This is a genomic window from Mycobacterium intermedium (assembly GCF_002086275.1).
Taxonomy (GTDB): domain Bacteria; phylum Actinomycetota; class Actinomycetes; order Mycobacteriales; family Mycobacteriaceae; genus Mycobacterium; species Mycobacterium intermedium.
Genome location: NZ_MVHT01000014.1, coordinates 36,544 through 52,219, shown reverse-complemented (window position 1 = coordinate 52,219; position 15,676 = coordinate 36,544). Strand labels below are relative to the sequence as shown.

At 62.7% G+C, this 15,676-nt stretch carries 11 protein-coding genes; 5 read left to right on the top strand and 6 right to left on the bottom strand.

The genetic code is table 11. From position 1 onward, the window contains the following. Nucleotides 1-138: 138 nt before the first annotated feature. From BST27_RS07650 to acsA, 6 genes are all read right to left on the bottom strand, one after another. Nucleotides 139-1,551: a wax ester/triacylglycerol synthase family O-acyltransferase gene (locus BST27_RS07650; RefSeq protein ID WP_069419959.1), complete on the bottom strand. Its 1,413-nt coding sequence runs from the start codon at nucleotides 1,549-1,551 to the stop codon at nucleotides 139-141. 90 nt (nucleotides 1,552-1,641) lie between these two features. After that, a complete protein-coding gene (locus tag BST27_RS07645; protein WP_069419960.1) occupies nucleotides 1,642-1,902 on the bottom strand; it encodes an acyl carrier protein in 261 nt (86 codons plus the stop codon). 6 nt (nucleotides 1,903-1,908) lie between these two features. Beyond that, nucleotides 1,909-3,177 carry a dihydrolipoamide acetyltransferase family protein gene (locus BST27_RS07640; RefSeq protein WP_069419961.1) on the bottom strand — a complete coding sequence of 423 codons (1,269 nt, stop codon included), beginning with the start codon at nucleotides 3,175-3,177 and terminating at the stop codon, nucleotides 1,909-1,911. Then, on the bottom strand, nucleotides 3,174-4,154 hold the full coding sequence (locus BST27_RS07635) for an alpha-ketoacid dehydrogenase subunit beta (RefSeq protein ID WP_069419962.1): 981 nt from the start codon (nucleotides 4,152-4,154) through the stop codon (nucleotides 3,174-3,176). Before BST27_RS07635 ends, BST27_RS07640 begins: the two co-directional genes overlap by 4 nt. Continuing rightward, a complete protein-coding gene (gene pdhA, locus BST27_RS07630) occupies nucleotides 4,151-5,161 on the bottom strand; it encodes a pyruvate dehydrogenase (acetyl-transferring) E1 component subunit alpha (RefSeq protein WP_139805057.1) in 1,011 nt (336 codons plus the stop codon). The genes BST27_RS07635 and pdhA overlap by 4 nt, the downstream gene beginning before the upstream one ends. Beyond that, nucleotides 5,161-6,963: an acetate--CoA ligase gene (gene acsA, locus BST27_RS07625; RefSeq protein WP_069419964.1), complete on the bottom strand. Its 1,803-nt coding sequence runs from the start codon at nucleotides 6,961-6,963 to the stop codon at nucleotides 5,161-5,163. The genes pdhA and acsA overlap by 1 nt, the downstream gene beginning before the upstream one ends. A 360-nt stretch (nucleotides 6,964-7,323) precedes the next feature. Here acsA and BST27_RS07620 point away from each other — a divergent pair, with 360 nt between their 5' ends. The 5 genes from BST27_RS07620 to BST27_RS07600 all read left to right on the top strand — a co-directional run bounded on the left by BST27_RS07620 (nucleotide 7,324) and on the right by BST27_RS07600 (nucleotide 15,670). Next, nucleotides 7,324-9,363 (top strand): erythromycin esterase family protein, encoded by a 2,040-nt coding sequence (locus BST27_RS07620; protein ID WP_069419965.1) that lies wholly within the window; start codon nucleotides 7,324-7,326, stop codon nucleotides 9,361-9,363. A 254-nt stretch (nucleotides 9,364-9,617) separates the two neighbouring features. After that, a complete protein-coding gene (locus tag BST27_RS07615) occupies nucleotides 9,618-11,270 on the top strand; it encodes a sensor histidine kinase (protein WP_197518132.1) in 1,653 nt (550 codons plus the stop codon). Nucleotides 11,271-11,610: 340 nt separating this feature from the next. Further along, on the top strand, nucleotides 11,611-14,001 hold the full coding sequence (locus tag BST27_RS07610) for a heavy metal translocating P-type ATPase (protein WP_069419997.1): 2,391 nt from the start codon (nucleotides 11,611-11,613) through the stop codon (nucleotides 13,999-14,001). A gap of 65 nt (nucleotides 14,002-14,066) precedes the next feature. After that, nucleotides 14,067-14,951 (top strand): universal stress protein, encoded by an 885-nt coding sequence (locus BST27_RS07605; protein ID WP_069419967.1) that lies wholly within the window; start codon nucleotides 14,067-14,069, stop codon nucleotides 14,949-14,951. Nucleotides 14,952-15,001: 50 nt separating this feature from the next. Next, nucleotides 15,002-15,670 carry a class I SAM-dependent methyltransferase gene (locus tag BST27_RS07600; protein WP_069419968.1) on the top strand — a complete coding sequence of 223 codons (669 nt, stop codon included), beginning with the start codon at nucleotides 15,002-15,004 and terminating at the stop codon, nucleotides 15,668-15,670. Nucleotides 15,671-15,676: the final 6 nt, after the last annotated feature.

Here is a 15,676-nt window from a genome sequence, read left to right as displayed (position 1 = left end):
AACGCACTGCCCTGGGCTACGCATTCTCATACTGGACATGATGGCTGTTGCGCTCCACTTTTTCGTAGCGACATGGCACTGTGTGCAATGGCTGGGCCTGAAGTAGCCGCCAGTCAACCTGCTGTTTACTTGGTTTGTCTAGTTGGCTGACGCAGAAGGCCTGCTGCGCTTAGCTTTCGAACGGTTACGCGATAGGGCGCGGGCGAGCAGTCGGGCGACTCCGAGCTTGACGCCTTGCGTGAGTTCATCGACATCGGGGGTCGCGTCGTAATCGCCGGTGATGCCGAATGCCAGCTCATCGACATAGCTAAGCATGTTGACGACGGTGCGCGAGTGCATCGCAATGGGTGGTACTGGCAGCAACCTTTCCACCGGTCGACCCAGCACCTGTAGCCGGTGACGGGGACCCGGCATATTGGTCGCAAGCGTGACAACGCTGCGTTGCGGCAGCCGAGTCAGCAGCCGAACCGTCCACGCGCTGAGCATGAAGGGTACGTGTTCGGTCACCCTCACAATGGGACTCTCGGCCTCGCGCTCCCCGCCGCTGTTGAGTCTGTTCAGTCGGCTGTGGATGAGACGCAACCGCTTCACCGGGTCACTCTGCTCGATCGGCAGGTACGGCAGCGTTGCCGACACTCGAATATCCAAGCCTTCCGGGGCGTCTGGTGAACGCACCAATACCGGGACCAGGGTGCGTAGGTAGTTGCGGCGGGGTTTGTGACCCCGGCGCGTCAGTGCCGCACGATAGCCGTCGGTAATGGCGGCCAGTGCCACATCGTTCGGCGTCACCCCATATGCGTCACATATGGTTTCGACGTCGTTGAGCGACAACCGCGTCGCGCTGTAGCGGCGCATCGCGGGCGCCGAGCCCTTGACCGACGAGCCCGCGGCAGGCATAACCAATCCCGCTGCAAATTCCGTTGCACCACGCACTGTTTGAGAAGCGAACTTGGTGCCAGCTACCGATACGCGCCACATTCCCTTGGACCACACCAGCGGGTTGAGGCTCAGCCCTGACGAACCGGGTGCAGGTGCCGGAGTCTCCTTGATGGCATGGATTTCGCTGGCGAACGTCGCGCCAGGGCCCGCGTCAGAGATCATCGCCAGCATCCGAACTGCGGCGACCCCGTCGGCAAGGCAGTGATGGATCTTCAACAGCGCCGCCCATCGGCCGTCCGGAAGTCCGTCAAGGACCCAGCAGTCCCACAACGGGTGGTCGCGATCGAGTCGGCGTTCCATCAGGTCGGCCACCGCGCGGAACAACTCGCGGTCATTTCCGGGCGGTGGCACGGCAGCCCAGTGGACATGGTGGGTGATGTGGAAATTCGCGTCGTCGACCCATTCTGGTGCCGCGACCTCGAGGGTATGTTTGCGCACCACCTGGGTCAAGCGAGGAATGGTGGCCAGTCGCTGCGACAGCGTCGTGATCAGGTCATCGCGTTCGGGGGTGGGGCCGTCGATGACGGCCAGTGCGCCGATCGCCAGATTCATCTGCCGGTCGGCGTCCTCCGCCTCCAGGAAACTCGCCTCCGTGGTTGTCAGCTGTTCCATCGCCACCCACCTCCAACTGCGCCTCTGGGCATCACTTTTCGTGGTGTGGGCCACAACTGATAGTGCCGTTGGTCCCCTTCGGAGGGCAACTCAACTGCTACCCGTGATGGGTGCCTTCCTCTCGACGTAGCCGACCACGTCAGCCAACGTCTCTAGGGAAGAGTAATCCGATTCCGGGATATCTACGTGCAGTTGTTGGTGTATCCGGCGCAGAAAGCTCAGCCAGTCCATGGAGTCAAGGTCCACTTGCTCGCGCAGCAGTTCGTCGTCCTGAATTTCGTCGGTTTCAACTTCTGGGGCAATGGTTTTCAGAATGTCAAGAACCTGTTCCCGCGTGTCACCGTTGGTCATGGCGCATCATTTCTCTAGTAGTTCGGGTTGTTGAAGCAGGTCATTGATTGCGGCGAGGAACAGGGCGCCGCGGTGGCCGTCGCTGGCCCTATGGTCGGCGGCAAGCGTGGCTTGGATGGTCTTGACAATGCGGATACCGCCGTCGACGACCCAAACCCGTTCGGTTGGGCGTCCGAATCCGACGATGGCCACCTGTGGTGGATAGATGACGCCGAAGACGGTATCGACGCCTTTGTCGCCGAGGTTGGTGACGGTGAGGGTCGGGTCGGACATCTCGGAACTGCGCAGTGAGAAGGACCGGGCGCGCGCGACGAGATCGGCCAGATTGTCCATCAGTTCATCGAGCTTCTTGTCGGGAACGTCATGGATGGCGGGCGCAACGAGACCCCCGCCGCGCAGGGAGATCGCCACGCCGACATGAACTTTGGGCGCGGCGTCGAAGCCGGCGTCTGTCCAGAAGCCATTGAATTCGCCAAAACGCTGCGCCGCGATGCCGACGGCTTTGACGAGCAATGCGGCGGGCAACACACGCTCGTCGATGGAACGCTCCGCGTTGCGCGCGGTCAGCCACGTCAACGATTTGTCAAACAGAATTTCTTGGGCAAGGTAATAGTGTGGGATCTCGCGCTTAGATCGGCTCATCGCGGCAGCGATGGACTTTCGCATCTGGGCTGCCCGATCGGCTGCGGTCCGCTTCCCTGGCGGCTTGGTGAACGGTTCCTTGGCCGGTTCCTGGGCGGCCAACGATGCTGACGCGTGCTCGACGTCGCTGATGGTGACCGCACCTTGTGGACCGGTGCCTTGGACTCCATCCAGGTCGATGCTCAGGGTTTGGGCCAGGCGGCGCGCCGCAGGGGAGATCCAGCGACGTCGGTGCGAGACCGGGCCGGGAGTGGCAACCGCCGCCGGCGTTTTCGGTGACATCGCCGGTTGCTTGGCCTTCGGCGGGGCCGCCCGCTTGGGCTTCGGCGATGCGGCTTCCTTCTTGGGTTTCGACGACGGCCGAGAGCGTCGACTGGGCGGTTTGACCGGGGGAGCGCCGGGTTCCACCAGTGTCGCCAATACGGTCCCCACTTGGACGGTCTCACCGACCGGGACCAGAATCTCGCTGATTGTGCCGGCCTGCCAGCATTCGATTTCGACCGCGGCCTTGGTGGTGTCCACGACTGCGATGACTTGCCCCCGCGTCACCTCGTCGCCGGGCTTCACCAGCCACTCGTCGAGTGTGCCTTCATCCATGTCGGCGCCCAGCGAGGGCATCTTGAACTCGATCATGGCCGGTCACCAAAAAGGAATTCCACCGCGGACACGATCGCGGCGGGTTGCGGCAGTGCGGCCTGCTCGAGGTGTTTCGCGTAAGGGATGGGGACCTCGGCACTACATACCCGGGCGACAGGCGCGTCGAGATCGTAGAAGGCTCCCTCCATGATCCGGGCCATGACTTCTGCCGCGAGACTTCCGCTGCGCCAGGCCTCGTCGATCACGACGGCACGATGTGTCTTGCGGACCGATTCCAGGATGGTGTCTTCATCCAGGGGTCTCAGCACCCGTAGATCGACGACTTCGCAATCGATTCCGCGTAGGGACAACTCATTCGCCGCATCGAGTGCCTTCGGTAGACAGCCGCCGTAGGTCAGCAGGGTGACGTCATTGCCAGAGCGTCGAATCGCCGCGCGGTCGATGTCCGTCGCAACGAGTTCGTCGACATCTGCCGACGTGTTGTAGAGCTGAACGTGCTCGAAGATCACCACTGGATCGGGGTCGGCCAGTGCTGGGCCCAGCATGCCGTAGGCGTCTTCGACGGTGGCAGGGGACAGCACCTTGATGCCGGGGATATGGGCGTACCACGGTTCGAGGCTGTGAGAATGCTGCGCTGCCAGTTGGCGCCCCGCGCCCGTCGCCATCCGGATTACGAGCGGGACCGAAAACTGCCCGCCCGACATATGACGGAGGGCTGCAGCGGTGTTGACGATCTGATCCAGCGCCAACAGGCTGAAGTTGACCGTCATCACCTCGACGATCGGGCGGAGCCCGTTGAGGGCAGCGCCGATTCCAACACCGACGAAGCCGAGTTCCGACAGGGGAGCATCGCGTACCCGGTCGACACCAAATTCGGCCAGTAGGCCCTTGGACACCGCGTACGTTCCGCCGTACCGACCCACGTCTTCGCCGATCAGCACTACGCGGTCATCTTCGTGTAAGGCGTCGCGGATCGCATCGTGCACCGCACTGCGGTAGGTATTCTTCTTCATCGCGCCGGCTCCGGTGTCGATTCCTCGAGTGCTACCTCGTGATCAGTAGCTGGCGGGGTAAGCACATCGCGCTCGAGATCCGCGGTGTCCTCCCAGGTTCCAGCCTCGGCATAGGCCACCGCATCGCCGATCTCAACGGCCGCCGCACTCTCGATGTCGTCAACGTCGCCGTCGGACAGCGTCCCGTCGGACAGGCACTGTGCGACAAATGAATGGATCGGGTCGCGCTCGCGCCACTTCTCGACTTCCGCCTTGTCCCGGTAAAGCTCTGGGTCGAACATCGAATGCGCACGGAACCGGTAGGTGCGAAACTCGATGAAGAATGGACCGCCCGTGCCGCGGACGTGCGACACGGCCTGTTGTGTGGCGGAATAGCACGCTTCTACGTCCATCCCGTCCACGGCTAGCGTCGGAACACGGTACGCCGCCGCCTTGATGGTGAGGTCGGTCTGTGACTGCGCCCGATCCAGGGCGGTCCCCATCGCATACAGGTTGTTCTCGCAACAGAACAGCACCGGCAGGCGCCACAAGGCCGCCATGTTCAGCGCCTCGTGAAATGCGCCCTCGGCCACAGCGCCGTCGCCGAAATAGCACGCTGTCACCTGTTTCCGGTGAAACATCGCGTCGGCGAAGGCGATTCCCACCGCAAGCGGTAGCCCGCCGGCGACAATGGCGTTGCCGCCATAGAAACGAGTAGCCGCATCGAAAAGGTGCATCGACCCGCCGCGTCCACGCGAGCAGCCCTGCTCCTTGCCGAACATCTCGGCCATGATTCTGGTCATCGGGATGCCGTGTAATAGCGCGTGGGCATGCTCGCGATAGGTCGCGACGACGGCGTCGACATTGCTCAGCGCGCGCAATGACCCGGCGGCGACGGCTTCCTCCCCAACGTAGAGGTGCAGGAACCCACGGATTTTCCCCGCGCTGTAGAGTTCCGCGCATTTCTCTTCCATCCGGCGCACGCGGATCATGTCAGACAACAGCGCCCGCGCCAAGTTTCCCTCAATCACAGTGACGCCCCTTGGGTCTCCGGTTGGGGCTGGCGTTCGATGGTCGAGGTGTCGCCTTCGGGCAGGCCTAGTTCGCGCGCCTTCAGGAGTCGCCGCATGATCTTGCCACTGCTTGTGTGTGGCAGCATGGCAACGAACTCAATTTCCTTTGGTGCGACGGCCGCACCGAGTCGTTTGCGGGCGTGGCCGAGGAGTTCCATGCGGAGGTCTTCGTCGGCTACGACACCAGACTTCACGGTGACAAAGGCTTTCACTCGTTCGCCGACGGTGGGATCTGGTTTACCGATCACCGCGGCTTCGGCAACCGCCGGATGGTCCGTGAGTGCACTCTCGACTTCGAAGGGACCGATCAGATGTCCTGCGGACTTGATCACATCGTCTGCTCGACCGACAAACCAGAAGTAGCCATCGGCATCCTTCTTGGCCAAGTCACCGGTCAGGTAAAGCCCGTCCCTGAAGCACTTTTCGTAACGTTCATCGGCGTGTAGATAGCCCCGGAACATCGATGGCCAGCCCGGTTTGAGCGCCAGCTCGCCCTCGACACCGGGTTCATCAACGACCGTGATGGTGCCGTCATCGTTGTGCCGCACAATGTATGCGGCCACTCCGGGCAGCGGTCGACCCATCGATCCGGGTTTTATGTCGAAGGCGGGGGTGTTGGCGATCATTATGCCGCCTGTTTCGGTCTGCCACCAATTGTCGTGAATTGGCAATCCCAACACACGTTTACCCCACCAGACAGCTTCCGGGTTGAGCGGCTCGCCCACGCTGGCAATGAACCGGAGACGGGGGAATCGGTAGTGAGAAGCCAACTCAGGGCCTGCCTTGATCAGCATCCTGATTGCGGTCGGGGCCGTGTACCACACCGAGACGGCCTGGTCTTGCAGGATCGAGTACCAGCGCTCTGCGTCGAATTCCGCCTCGTCGACGATGGACGTCACCCCGTGCAGCAGCGGGCTGATGATGCCGTACGAAGTTCCAGTGACCCAGCCGGGATCGGCGGTGCACCAATAAATGTCGTCGTCGTGCAAATCGAGCGCATAAAAGCCGGTCACGTAATGCATTGCCACTGCGCCGTGTACGTGTTGCGCACCCTTCGGTGTGCCGGTGGTGCCGCTGGTGAAGTGCAGCAACGCCGGGTCATCGGGTCTTGTCGGTTCGATCGGTGTGTCTTCGTCAACCGAGTTCATCAATTGCCAGAAATCGAGAGTTCCAGCTGGTGGGGCACCGGAGTGGTGCTCGTCAACTATCAAGATGTGTTTTACCGACGGGATGCCATCGCGAATCTTGGCGATCTTGCGTTGAAAGATTGATCTGGTGGTTACCAGTACATCCGCCTCGCCGATGTTCACCCTGGTGGCTATCGGTTCAGGGCCGAACGCGGAAAACAGTGGCGAGACCACACCGCCGGTATACAGCGTCCCCAACATCGATATGTACAGCTCGGGGATGCGGCCCATGATCGTGAACACACGACTGCCCTTGCCAACGCCGAGGGATCGCAACACCCCGGAGAATCGCTTGATCAATGCGTGGAGCTCACCGTAAGCAATATCGTGCGTGGCCAGTGCGCCATCGGGGCCTTTGGCGCCGATGAATCGCAACGCAGTACGGGTCCGGGCGGGTCCCGCGGCGTGGCGGTTTACGGCGGCGTACGCGATGTTGCAGCTGCCCGCGCCGCCCATGCCTTCGCAAAGTGCTGGCACATCGCTCCAGTCGAACCGCGCACATGTCGACTCGTAATCGGTGAGATTTGGCCGCACGCTGAGGTCGTGTGGCGTCTTGCGGATGATCTCCATGACGGGTTCCTAAGCGTCGCCAAGCTGTGCTCGGATCCCTTCATCGTTTTCCTCGGTAGCCACCCGGTAATAGAGACGAAAGTCACCAGTATCGAAGGGCCTATCGGAGGCTTGTCGAGGGTGTTGTGCCTTCGCTGCTGGGATCGACGAAGTGCCTCGCCAGAAGGGACCTCCGTCCCTGTCGTTGGCGCTCCATAAGTGGTCAGATGTACATCGTCACATCAATTCTCCATCCGGGAGGCAATCATGAGTACGCTTCTCGTGCAACGCGCGGCAGGGGCGGTCTTCCCCCATGACGGGGCCGTCGTCCAAGCCTTCCGTCAGACCCACGCCACGAACTGAGTTGGCGGCGGGTGTGAGATGGCCACAGCAGCTGAAGTCAGTCGCTGCTCGCCGCGTCGCGTATTCCGCGACCGCCGGGAGGCCGGACGGGTGTTGGCAAAACTTCTGAGCGCCTATCGGAGCCGCGAGGACGTCGTGGTGCTTGGCCTGGCGAGGGGCGGGATACCTGTGGCGTGGGAAGTTGCGGCCGCGCTGCAAGCCCCACTGGACGCATACATCGTGCGCAAGCTCGGTGTCCCTGGCCACGAAGAGTTCGCGTTCGGAGCGTTGGCGAGCGGCGGCCGTGTCGTTGTCAATGACGACGTGTTGCGGGGTTTGCGAATCACACCGCAGCAATTGCGGGATGTCGCGGAACGTGAAGGCCGCGAACTTATTCGGCGGGAGGCCGCCTATCGTGGGGGGCGTCCGCCGCTTGAGGTAACCGGTAAGACGGTCATTCTCGTCGACGATGGTTTGGCCACCGGTGCGAGCATGTTCGCCGCGGTGCAAGCGTTGCGGGAGGCCGATCCCGCGCAGATTGTGATCGCGGTGCCGGCGGCTCCCGAATCCACCTGCCGGGAATTTGCCGGTCTCGTCGATGACGTCGTTTGCGCATCAATGCCGACCCCGTTTCTTGCTGTGGGCGAGTCATTCTGGGACTTCAAGCAAGTCACCGACGATGAAGTACGTGAGTTGCTAGCGTCCCCCACGCAGACGCCCGCGACGGGCGGGCTTCGGGCTCCCACGGCAGCCGAGGTGATCAGGCGCGTGGCAATTGATGCCCCCGGCGGCGTCCCACCACGCGAAGCCCTCGAGGAACTCATCGGCGATGCGCGGATCGTCCTGATCGGCGAGAGTTCGCATGGCACACATGAGTTCTACGAGGCACGGGCCGAAATCACGAAGTGGTTGATCGAGCACAAGGGGTTCTGTGCCGTTGCCGCAGAAGCGGATTGGCCCGATGCATACCGGGTGAATCGGTATGTCCGTGGACTAGGCGAGGACAAGAGCGCGGACGAGGCGTTGAGCGGATTCGTACGGTTTCCCGCTTGGATGTGGCGCAACATCGTTGTCCGCGACTTCGTCGACTGGCTGCGAACGCGCAATGGTGCATCCACAAGCAGCGAGCAACAGGCCGGGTTCTACGGTCTGGATCTCTACAGTCTGCACCGCTCCATCCACGAAGTGATCGCTTACCTGGACAAGGTCGACCCGGCGGCCGCGGCGCGCGCCCGTACCCGGTATGCGTGCTTCGATCACGCTTCGGCCGATGACGGTCAGGCATACGGATTCTCGGCGGCGTTCGGTGCCGGTCCGTCGTGTGAACGCGAGGCGATCGAGCAACTTGTGGACATCCAGCGCAATGCGTTGGCTTACGCACGCAGGGACGGACTGCTGGCCGAGGACGAACTGTTCTACGCCGAGCAGAACGCGCAGACAGTGCGCGACGCAGAGGTCTACTACCGCGCGATGCTCAGCGGCCGGGTCACTTCGTGGAATCTGCGCGACAGGCATATGGCGGCGACGCTGGACGCGCTGCTGAAACATCTAGACCGCCACAGTTCGAGTGCATCAGCCCGGATAGTTGTGTGGGCCCACAATTCTCACGTGGGTGACGCGCGGGCGGCCGAGGTGAGTTCAGACGGGCAGCTCACCCTTGGTCAACTCGTTCGGGAACGATACGGTGACGAATCTCGCCTCATCGGACTGAGCACTTACACCGGCACCGTCACCGCCGCGAGCGAGTGGGGCGGCCTGGCCGAGCGAAAGGTAGTCCGGCCGGCGCTCAATGGGAGCGTCGAAGAGATGCTGCACGAATCGGGCAAGGACGCCTTCTTGGTTTCCGCAGCGATCCAACCAGAGACCGCTGGCCCACTCAGTAACGTTCGCTTGGGGCGCGCGATAGGGGTGATATATCTGCCTGCCACGGAACGGCAAAGCCACTACTACCACGTCCGGCCAGCCGACCAGTTCGACGCGATGATCCATATCGATCACACCCGGGCGCTCGAACCACTCGAGACGACGAGTTTGTGGATCGCCGGCGAAACGCCGGAAACCTACCCGAGCGGTCTGTAGCCGACAACGGGGAGAGCGAGAACAAGCAGTGCAGCGAGCGGAAGGCGACCAATCGGGCTCGCGAGTTCCCTTATTAACTCCCGCGTCAAACAGTAGTCGGGTCACATCATCGTGAGTAGTCTGCAACTGGCGTTGTAGCCCGCAACGCTAATTGCGCTACGCCAGTAGCCGTCGTGGAAGGTCTTACTCGAGTGGCCAGCGACGAAGACGGCTCGGCTTTTGCCGGACTGGGTCGGCCAGTTCTGGTGAGCCGGATGCACCAGCAACTCGACGAGTTGTTGGCTGCACGCGATCAAATGGCGCAATTGCTACGTGTGATCGTCGAGATTGGTTCGGATCTTGACCTCGACGCGACTCTACGACGGATCATCCTCGCTGCTAGGGAGTTGACCTCTGCTCCATACGGGGCACTTGCCGTCCGTGATCCCGAAGGAACTTTGCTGTCGTTCGTCCACACCGGGATAGACGAGGCGAACGCGCAGCAGATCGGCCACTTGCCAGTGGGCAAGGGGGTGCTGGGCTTATCGCTCAGCGAGACGCCGGCGCTACGCCTCGACGACCTGACGTTGCATCCAGCCGCCGTCGGCTTCCCGGAACACCATCCACCGATGCGTGCCTTCCTGGGTGTGCCGATCACGATCCGCGGGACGGTGTTCGGCAGCCTGTATTTGACCCAGGTTGACCCGGACCGAGTGTTCTCTGAATCCGATGAGTTCGCGGCTCGAGCACTGGCGTTTGCGGCCGGCGTCGCCATCGACAATGCGCAGGTGTTCGCGCACGAACGCACGTCGGTGAAGTGGATGGAAGCTAGTCGCGAAATCACCACCGCGTTACTACTTTCCAGCACTGAGTCGCGGGGACGACCGTTGCAGTTGATCGCTGAACGCGCGTGCGCGCTGACGGAGTCCGAGCAGGCCATCGTCCTTATACCGATCGACGCTGACCTGCCACCGGAAGAAACCGACACATTGATCGTCACTGCGGCCGTAGGAGTCAACGCCGATGATGTCATCGGTCATCGAGTCCCGGTAGAAGGCTCTACTAGCGGCAGCGTCTTTCGCTCCGGGAAGCCGTTGATCACCGAATCCTTGAGTTATCCGATCGAGGCGTTCACCGACGTCGGGCAGCGCTCCGCCATCGTGATGCCGTTGCGCGCCCACGATGAGATTTTTGGGGTCATCGCCCTGGCGCGCAGTGCCTATCAGACGCCGTTCGACAGTAGTGATCTCGATCTGGTAGGCCAGTTCGCCACCCACGCCGCAATCGCGCTGATGTTGGCCTCTGGCCAGGAAAATACGCGGCGATTGACCATTCTCGCTGAGCGCGAACGCATCGCACACGACCTGCACGATCACGTCATCCAACGGCTCTTCGCCGCCGGGATGGACTTGCAGGGCACTCTCGCTCGAGCACGTTCGCCCGAGGTCGTCAGCCGGCTCAACCGCACGCTCGACGATCTACAGGGGATCATCGAGGAGATTCGCAGCACGATCTTCCAGCTGAAGTCGCCGTTGGGTTCCGATGGCGGTTTCCGCCACCGCCTTCAGGGGATCGTGGCCGACTTAACCGAGAATCGGGACATCGTGACCATCGTCCACATCGACGGCCCAATGAGTGCTATCGATGGCGACATCGCCGAGCACGCCGAAGCGGTCCTCACCGAGGCCATCAGTAACGTGGTGCGCCATTCATCCGCTTCGAGGCTGACCGTCGAAGTCAGCGCCGCCGACATGTTTACGCTGGCCATCACTGACAACGGCTCTGGCATACCCGTCGACAATCGCCGGCACAGCGGCTTGGCCAATATGGCGCATCGTGCCGAACAGCTCGGCGGAACATGCGAGTTCACAAGTTCTCCGAAGGGGGGGACTCGGGTCTGCTGGACGGTACCCCTACCCGATCGATGATGCGCACCCGCACCATCGTTCGCCTTCCTGACAGGACGCTTTGTGGTGGCCGTTCTTTCTATTACCTCGGGCTGATCAGGGATCTAGGGCCGTCTCGTTGAGGACCAATGACCCGTGACCAACCACCATCTGCGCGATAGCGTTTGATGTGGCGCATTGAAAGAGAACACATGTCCACAACCGCTACGCGTTGCGGGATCGTCGCCGGAGCCGATGGATCCGCCGCATCGTGCAGCGACGTTACGGTCTAGCAGCGGAATCTGGCGGTGATTGGGGCGGCGCCCGCGTGGCGTTGCGACAACTGAACTGGCGCTGCGGCATTTCAGAGAAAGAAGGTCCGATGACAGAGCACGCGACCGCTGTCCCCGGCCGAATCACGTTGCTGCGCTCAGTAACTGGACCATTACTGGTGGTATTCACGGTGGGCGGGCTAGCCGCCGGTGGCATCGCCTGGCTGCTAGACAAGCGCGCCTTGGCGGACGGTTGCTGGATTGCCGCGACTGTAGGCGCGATCGTTCCTGCGCTGGTGTGGTTAGTCCTCACGTTGCGGCAGGGCCGAGTGGGTGTAGACGTTATTGCCTTGCTTTCGCTTGTCGGCACCCTTCTGGTCGGCGAGTACCTAGCGGGTGCATTGATCGCCGTGATGCTGGCCGGAGGGCGGGCGCTGGAGGCCGCCGCCGAGCGCAGAGCGGCCCGTGATCTGCGGGCCCTGTTGCGCCGCGCTCCACGGTTTGCGCGGCGACGAACTGGAACGCAGATCGATGTCATTCCACTGGATGAAGTGAACGTCGACGACATCCTCATTGTCGGACCCGGCGAGGTTGTCCCGGTGGATGGACGCGTTGCCGACGGAGTGGCTGTGCTGGATGAGTCAGCACTGACCGGCGAACCACTTCAGGTCGATCGGGCGGTCGGTGAACCGGTGCGAAGCGGTGTGGTCAACGCGGGTAGCGCTTTTGAGGTACGAGCCACCGCATCTGCTGACGAGAGCACCTACGCGGGCATCGTTCGAATGGCTCAACAGGCGGGTGCCGGCAGTGCCCCGATCGTCCGATTGGCAGACCGCTACGCGGCATGGTTCTTGCCGGTGGCGCTGCTGGTCGCCGCAATTGCGTGGCTTGCCAGCGGATCGGTCGTGCGCGCCGTCGCGGTGCTAGTGGTCGCGACCCCCTGCCCGTTGCTGTTGGCGGCGCCGGTGGCGATCGTCGCCGGCCTGTCGCGCGCATCCCGCACCGGAGTGGTGATTCGCAGCGGTGGTGCACTGGAAAACTTAGGACGTGCAACGACTTTGGTGATGGACAAGACCGGCACCTTAACCATGGGTCGGCCCGCGGTTGTCGACGTGGTGTCTGCACCGGAGCGTGACCCGAACGAGGTGTTGCGGTTGGCGGCTTCGGTAGATCAGTTGTCCCCGCATGTGCTGGCCGAGGCAATCGTCACGGAGGCATTGAACCGTTCCTTAGAGCTGTGGGTACCTACGGATGTTGTGGAAGAGCCTGGCCGCGGTGTCACCGCTACCGTCGACGGGCATCGGGTCACCGTCGGCAAGCTGCCCGCCGATGCGGTGACAAGCGCGTGGGCGAGCGCGGCGGTGAATCGCGCTCGCTTGGACAACGCAGCGATCGCTTGGGTGTGCTTCGAGGGCGATCCCATTGGTGCGGTGTTGCTGCGGGATCCGTTGCGCCGGCATGCGCCGCGAACTATTCGGAGGTTGCGGCAGGCTGGACTGACCAGGCTGATCCTGCTCACGGGCGACCGAGCCGAACCGACGCGTGAGGTGGCCACCATCTTGGGTCTGGACGAGGTGTACGCCGACCGGACTCCGGCGGACAAGTTTGACGCAGTGCGCGCCGAAGCCGAACGGGCCGTGACGGTCATGGTCGGTGATGGCATCAACGACGCCCCCGCGCTCGCGGCGGCGACGGTTGGCGTGGCCATGGGCGCACGCGGGGCCACGGCTTCCTCGGAAGTTGCCGACATCGTTTTGACCACCGATCGGCTCGATCGACTTGCCGATGCAATGGACATCGCCCGTTGGTCGCGTCGGATCGCTGTGCAAAGCGCGGTGGTTGGCATGTCGCTGTCGCTGTTGGCGATGATGGTCGCCGCCTTGGGCCTGTTGCCGCCAGCAGCTGGCGCGTTGTTGCAGGAAGGCATAGACCTTGCGGTGATTCTCAATGCTCTGCGGGCGCTGCGTGGTGACCCTGCCACCGATGTTTCGTTAGCTAAGGACACCGAGCAACTGCTGTGCCGCTTTTCGGCCGAACACGACCAGCTGCGTGACGCCATCGGATTGCTGCGCACCACCGCCGATCTACTGGTTACGGGTGCGAATGCCGCCGGGCTCGAGTCGTTGAGTGCGGTCCACGCTTTGCTAACCGAACGGATTCTGCCGCACGAACAGGCCGAGGAGACTCAGCTCTACCCGGCGTTGGCCCAGCCCCTCGGTAGCGGCGAAGCCACCGCAACAATGAGCAGGATGCACGCCGAAATCCAGCGGCTCGCTGATCGGATCGCCATCCACTTGGCCTCGGCGCGCTCGACCGGGGCCATACAGCGCGAGCAAGTCAACGACCTTTTGGCCTGTCTGTACGGTCTATACGCGCTGCTGCGTCTGCACTTTGTCCAGGAGGAAGAAAGCTATTTCAGCCTCGCTGAGGATGATGGCGACGCAGACGAATCGCGTTGCACACCAACTGCACTGGGTAACCAAGCAATCACGCGCCCGTAAGAGCCCCAGATCCGTGCGGTCCGGGACTAGCATGGGTTCTCCGCGAGTCGCCGAGGGAGAGAAACATGTCAACCGCAGCGAAGCGTTACGGCATTGTCGTCGGAGTCGACGGATCCGCCGCATCGGACGCGGCGCTGCATTGGGCAGCGAGAGACGCCGCGCTGCGGACCCTCTCATTGACCTTGGTCCACGCGGTGAACCTGACCCCGATGTGGCCCGCGGGGCCAATGCCCACCGGCATCTCGGTATGGCGGGAAGAAGACGGTCGCCAGGTCCTCGAGCGTGCGCAGCAGCTGGCCGAAGAAGTCGTACCGAATGACCGGCATGTGGAAATAAAGGGTCAATTGATCTGGTCGCCACCGCAACCCGCACTCCTCGAAATATCCGAAGGAGCGGAGATGGTCGTCGTGGGTAGCCGTGGCCGGGGAGCGGTGGCCCGCGGCTTGCTTGGTTCCGTCAGTTCCGGGCTGGCCCGACGCGCGAAATGCCCGGTCGCGGTGGTCCGTGAGGAAGATCCGGCGCACCCCGTTCCTGCGCAAGGTCCCGTCGTGGTGGGGATTGACGGCTCACCGGCTTCGGAGCTTGCGACAGCGATAGCTTTCGAAGAAGCCGCGCGCCGCGGTGTCGAGTTGAGGGCGGTACATGCGTGGAGTGATATCGACGTCAGCGAACTTGCAGATCTGGATTGGTCTGCATTCAGCGAGGAAGCCGAGCAAGTCCTGGCCGAACGCCTCGCCGGCTGGCAGGAGCGCTATCCCGATGTGACGGTGCACCGACGCGTGGTACGCGATCGACCGGCCCGACGACTGATCAAGGAATCCGAATCCGCTCAGCTGGTTGTCGTGGGCAGCCACGGTCGCGGCCACGTCAAGGGAGCGCTGTTGGGTTCGGTCAGCAACGCGGTCCTGCACTCGGTGCACACGCCGTTAGTGATAGCGCGGCCCACTTAGAATTCGCGGCTGTTCGAGAGGCTCGGATTAGGGACCGATAGGGTCGATACATGGGCTCCCACTCCATCAGTTCCACCGAGCGACTGTTCGCGCTCGCCGAGCAGGTGCAAGGCTTTATGCCCCAGGATGAAGGCCGTGCGCTCTTTGAGGCCGCGCGACGATACCTCGACGGTGGCGTCGGCGTCGAGATCGGAACCTACTGCGGCAAGTCCACTTTGCTGCTAGGCGCAGCCGCCCAGGAGACCGGCGGAGTGATCTACACGATCGACCACCACCATGGCTCCGAGGAACACCAGGTCGGCTGGGAATACCACGATCCCTCGCTGGTCGACGAGGTCACGGGCCTGTTCGACACGCTGCCGACATTTCGTCGCGCGCTCGACGTCGCCGACCTCGGCGACCACGTCGTCGCCGTGGTGGGTAAGTCGCCGATTGTGGCTCGGACGTGGCGATCTCCGCTGCAGTTCTTGTTCATCGACGGTGGACATTCCGAGACCGCCGCGCGTCAGGACTTCGACGGATGGGCCAAATGGGTGACCACCGGCGGGGCGCTGCTCATCCATGACGTGTTCCCGGACCCGAAGGACGGCGGCCGACCACCATACGAAATCTATTGCCGGGCAATCGATTCTGGACAGTTTCGGGAGGTGTCGGTGACAGGTTCGTTGCGGGTGCTGGAACGGACCAGCGGGCAGGCCGGCGAGCAAGTGCCCGCCTGAGGGTTT

Excerpts from the sequence above, each read along its gene's own strand:
- acsA (WP_069419964.1), bottom strand. The coding sequence starts at position 6,963 with ATGGAGATCATCCGCAAGACGCCACACGACCTCAGCGTGCGGCCAAAT.
- BST27_RS07615 (WP_197518132.1), top strand. The coding sequence starts at position 9,618 with ATGCACCAGCAACTCGACGAGTTGTTGGCTGCACGCGATCAAATGGCG.
- BST27_RS07600 (WP_069419968.1), top strand. The coding sequence starts at position 15,002 with ATGGGCTCCCACTCCATCAGTTCCACCGAGCGACTGTTCGCGCTCGCC.
- BST27_RS07635 (WP_069419962.1), bottom strand. The coding sequence starts at position 4,154 with ATGAAGAAGAATACCTACCGCAGTGCGGTGCACGATGCGATCCGCGAC.
- BST27_RS07620 (WP_069419965.1), top strand. The coding sequence starts at position 7,324 with ATGGCCACAGCAGCTGAAGTCAGTCGCTGCTCGCCGCGTCGCGTATTC.
- BST27_RS07650 (WP_069419959.1), bottom strand. The coding sequence starts at position 1,551 with ATGGAACAGCTGACAACCACGGAGGCGAGTTTCCTGGAGGCGGAGGAC.
- BST27_RS07605 (WP_069419967.1), top strand. The coding sequence starts at position 14,067 with ATGTCAACCGCAGCGAAGCGTTACGGCATTGTCGTCGGAGTCGACGGA.
- BST27_RS07640 (WP_069419961.1), bottom strand. The coding sequence starts at position 3,177 with ATGATCGAGTTCAAGATGCCCTCGCTGGGCGCCGACATGGATGAAGGC.
- BST27_RS07610 (WP_069419997.1), top strand. The coding sequence starts at position 11,611 with ATGACAGAGCACGCGACCGCTGTCCCCGGCCGAATCACGTTGCTGCGC.
- BST27_RS07645 (WP_069419960.1), bottom strand. The coding sequence starts at position 1,902 with ATGACCAACGGTGACACGCGGGAACAGGTTCTTGACATTCTGAAAACC.